This is a genomic window from Rhodococcus sp. CX (assembly GCF_015865005.1).
Classification (GTDB): Bacteria; Actinomycetota; Actinomycetes; order Mycobacteriales; family Mycobacteriaceae; genus Rhodococcus.
Genome location: NZ_JADZGH010000166.1, coordinates 3452 through 7298 on the forward strand (window position 1 = coordinate 3452; position 3847 = coordinate 7298).

General features: G+C 68.3%; 5 protein-coding genes. 1 reads left to right on the plus strand and 4 read right to left on the minus strand.

What is annotated here, in order from left to right; translation table 11 throughout:
* A partial coding sequence (locus tag I0Q12_RS33110) for a rhodanese-like domain-containing protein (RefSeq protein WP_307846318.1) occupies positions 1-490 on the minus strand: 490 nt, incomplete at its 3' end.
* A gap of 57 nt (positions 491-547) precedes the next feature.
* Here I0Q12_RS33110 and I0Q12_RS17290 point away from each other — a divergent pair.
* Entirely contained in the window at positions 548-958 is a 411-nt protein-coding gene (locus tag I0Q12_RS17290; protein WP_307846319.1) for a group III truncated hemoglobin, read from the plus strand.
* Here the strand turns inward: I0Q12_RS17290 and I0Q12_RS17295 are convergent.
* The 3 genes from I0Q12_RS17295 to I0Q12_RS17305 are packed head-to-tail and all read right to left on the minus strand — an operon-like array spanning position 948 to position 3584.
* Positions 948-1607, minus strand: coding sequence for a nucleoside triphosphate pyrophosphatase (locus I0Q12_RS17295; RefSeq protein WP_197253065.1), 660 nt, complete (start codon positions 1605-1607; stop codon positions 948-950). The genes I0Q12_RS17290 and I0Q12_RS17295 overlap by 11 nt on opposite strands.
* Position 1608: 1 nt before the next feature.
* On the minus strand, positions 1609-1947 hold the full coding sequence (locus I0Q12_RS34935) for an acyl-CoA carboxylase subunit epsilon (RefSeq protein WP_197253066.1): 339 nt from the start codon (positions 1945-1947) through the stop codon (positions 1609-1611).
* A complete protein-coding gene (locus tag I0Q12_RS17305; protein ID WP_197253067.1) occupies positions 1944-3584 on the minus strand; it encodes an acyl-CoA carboxylase subunit beta in 1641 nt (546 codons plus the stop codon). Before I0Q12_RS17305 ends, I0Q12_RS34935 begins: the two co-directional genes overlap by 4 nt.
* Positions 3585-3847 lie beyond the last annotated feature (263 nt).

The window sequence follows — 3847 nt, forward strand, 5'->3', positions numbered from 1 at the left end:
CGTCCTTGAAGGCCCGGATCGGGGCGTCGTTGCGCGCAACCACCGGGTATCCGGTCGTGGTGGTGGACGGGACGTCGAAGGTTGTGTCGCGGTTCTCGGAGATCCACGCGTCGCGGCCGCCGTCGAGCAGGCGCACGTCCTCGTGGCCGAACAGCGTGAAGACCCACAGCGCGTAGGCGGCCCACCAGTTCGACTTGTCGCCGTAGATCACGACGGTGTCGGTGCGGCGAATGCCCTTGCGGTTCATCAGGTCGGCGAACGCGGCACCGTCGATGTAGTCGCGGGTGACCGGGTCGTTCAGGTCCAGATGCCAGTCGATCTTCACGGCGCCGGGAATGTGGCCGACGTCGTAGAGCAGCACGTCCTCGTCGGATTCGACGACCTTCACCTCGGGATGTCCGAGGTGGGCGGACAGCCATTCCGTCGACACCAGGCGAGTGGGGTCGGCGTATGCGGCGAATGAGGGATTGGCGTCGGGCTCGACGGGCACAGAGGGCTCCTGAGGCAGTGGTGGCAGGTGCGCCGTCAATACTAGGCGGTAGGTTCGGTGGATGTGATTTCCAGTGGCGCCCCGGTCTTCGACGTGTCCGATCGCGCCGACATCGACCGGCTCGTCCGCAGGTTCTACGAACGCGCCCTCACCGATCCGACGCTCGCGCCGGTGTTCGAGGTGCTCGCGATCGTCGGTCTCGACGAGCATCTGCTCGTCGTCGGTGACTTCTGGGAACAGATCCTCTTCCGCACCACGCGGTACGAGGGCAACTTCCTGCCGGTGCACCGGGCACTGCACGCGCACCACGGCCTCACCCCGGCACGGTTCGAACGGTGGCTCGAACTGTGGGTCGGGACGGTCGACGAGCTGTTCGCAGGAGTTCACGCCGAGCGGGCCAAGAGCAAGGCCGAGGCGATGGCGCGGTCGTTGGAACGCGGGGTCCGGCGGCCCTTCGCTAGCGGGTGACGGTTCCCGTCGACTTCGCGGACGTGGACCAGAGGTCGGCGACGGAAACTCCGACCTCGCCGAGGAGCCGCCGAACGAGCGGCAGACCGATGCCGATGACCGACGACGGGTCGCCTTCGAGACGCTCGATGAACCAGCCACCGAGGCTGTCGAGGGTGAAGGCACCCGCGACCTGGAGGGGTTCGCCGCTCGCGAGGTAGGCCTCGAGTTCGTCGTCGGTGGGGGTGCCGAAATAGACGGTCGTGCCGCTGTGCGCGGAGGCTTCCGCGACGATCTCACCGTCGCGGACCCGCAGCAGGCTGTGCCCGGTGAGCAGGTCGGCGCTGCGGCCGGCCATCGAGCGCCAGCGGGCCCGCGCGACCTCGGCGGTGCCGGGCTTGCCCTGCAACCGTCCGTCGACGTGCAGCATCGAATCGCACCCGACGACCACTGCGTCGTCCACGCCGTCACCGCTCAGCCGGGGCACCACGTCGGCGGCCTTGGCGCGGGCGAGTTCGGTGACCACGACCTCGGGCGCGGTGTCGGGGCCGAGCGACGCGACGATCGCGTCCTCGTCGACCCCCGACACCAGCACGAGCGGTTCCACGCCGGCGGCGCGCAGCACGGACAGCCGTGCCGGCGACGCCGACGCGAGCACCAATCGGGTCATCTCAGCCGAGGTTCGGGTACGAATACGGCGAGAACGGCGCCCACTGGCGATGCATCCGGGTCGGGTCGCCCCACGTCTCCGCGGGACGGCCGTCGCCTTCGGATTCGGCGCCCGAGGAAGCCGCGGCGAGCACGCACACGAGCGCGGCGATGTCCTCGTCGGTCGGGTTGCCCTTCACGATGCGCAGGGCAGCCGCGGTCTCGACTACCGCCTCGGCAGTCACGGGCTCCGGTGCCGAGTTCTCACCGGCAGCTTCGACCACGACGTCCTCGAGAGGGGCGTCGGATGCTTCGGTCGAGTCGATGTCGGTGATGATCTTTTCCTCCGTCACGGCGGTCACAGCGGAATGTTCCCATGCTTCTTCGGCGGAAGCGAAACCATCTTGCGCTCGAGCAGTCGCAATGCGGACACGATCTGGCCGCGGGTGTGCGACGGCGGGATGACCGCGTCGACGTATCCGCGCTCGGCCGCGACGTACGGGTTCACCAGGGTGTCCTCGTACTCGTTCTGCAGTTCGAGGCGCAGCGCATCGACGTCCTCGCCGTTCTTGGCGGCTTCGAGAAGGCGCTTGCGGTAGACGAAGCCGACGGCGCCGGAGGCACCCATGACGGCGATCTGCGCGGTCGGCCACGCCAGGTTCACGTCGGCACCCATGTGCTTGGAACCCATGACGTCGTACGCGCCGCCGTAGGCCTTGCGGGTGATGACGGTGATCTTGCCGACGGTGGCCTCACCGTACGCGTACAGCAGCTTGGCGCCGCGGCGGATGATGCCGTTGTATTCCTGCTCGGTACCCGGCAGGAAGCCCGGGACGTCGACCAGGGTGATGATCGGCACGTTGAACGCGTCGCAGGTCCGCACGAACCGGGCCGCCTTCTCGGAGGCGTCGATGTCGAGGCAGCCGGCGAACTGGGTGGGCTGGTTCGCGACGATGCCGACGCTGCGGCCGTCGATGCGGCCGAAACCGACGATGACGTTGGCGGCGCGCTCGGCCTGCACCTCGAGGAACTCGTCGTCGTCGAGCAGGCGACGAATGATCTCGTGCATGTCGTACGGCTGGTTCGCCGAGTCCGGGATGATCGTGTCGAGCTCGAGGTCCTCGTCGGTGAGCGAGTCCTCGATGGACCCGAGGATCGGGTCGGTCGGGGCCAGGCGCGGAGCCGCGGCCTGGTTGTTCGACGGCAGGTAGGACAGCAGGTCCTTGACGTAGTCGAGGGCGTCCTGTTCGCCGTCGGCGACGTAGTGCGCGACACCCGACTTGACCATGTGGGTGTGCGCGCCGCCGAGGTCCTCCATGGTGACGTCCTCGCCGGTGACGGTCTTGATGACGTCGGGACCGGTGACGAACATCTGGCTGGTCTGGTCGACCATCACCACGAAGTCGGTCAGGGCGGGGGAGTACACGTGACCACCGGCGGCGGGGCCCATGATCAGCGAGATCTGCGGGATCACGCCGGAGGCCTGCACGTTGCGGTGGAAGATCTCGCCGTACAGGCCGAGCGAGACGACGCCTTCCTGGATGCGGGCGCCGGCGCCCTCGTTGATGCCGATCAGCGGACGGCCCGTGCGCAGGGCCAGGTCCATGACCTTGACGATCTTCTCGCCGTAGACCTCACCGAGGCTGCCGCCGAAGACCGTCGCGTCCTGGGAGAACACGCACACATCGCGACCGTCGATGGTGCCGTAGCCGGTGACGACACCGTCGCCGACGGGACGGTTGTCGGCCAGGCCGAAGTTGGTGCTGCGGTGCCGTGCGAGGGCGTCGAGTTCGACGAACGAGCCCTCGTCGAGCAGAGCGTGGATACGCTCGCGGGCGGTGAGCTTGCCCTTCGCGTGGACCTTCTCGATGGCAGCCTCACCGCTCGGGGCGTGGGCCTGGGCCTGACGATTGCGCAGGTCTGCCAGCTTGCCGGCGGTGGTGTGGATATCGGGCGTACTCGCCGCCTCGGGCGCGGACGGCTCCTGGACAGTGGTCATGGCCAGTCAGCTTAGCGAGCGTCATACTAGGGCTCCGAATCGACTCCCAGTTGTGTTGAATCATTGAACTGAAGCTACCGGCCAGTACGTTTTCGCAGCACCGGCGCGGCGCCATCCGGCCCTAGGCTGTGAGCATGTCCCCGGACCCGCAATCCCCTCGTCCCGCCTCGACAGATCCGGCCGCGCTGCGCGCCCCGCTCGACGTCGAGCACCTGCGCGACGCCCTGGTCACGGCCACCGGACCCGCCGCGTTCTACCGGCGG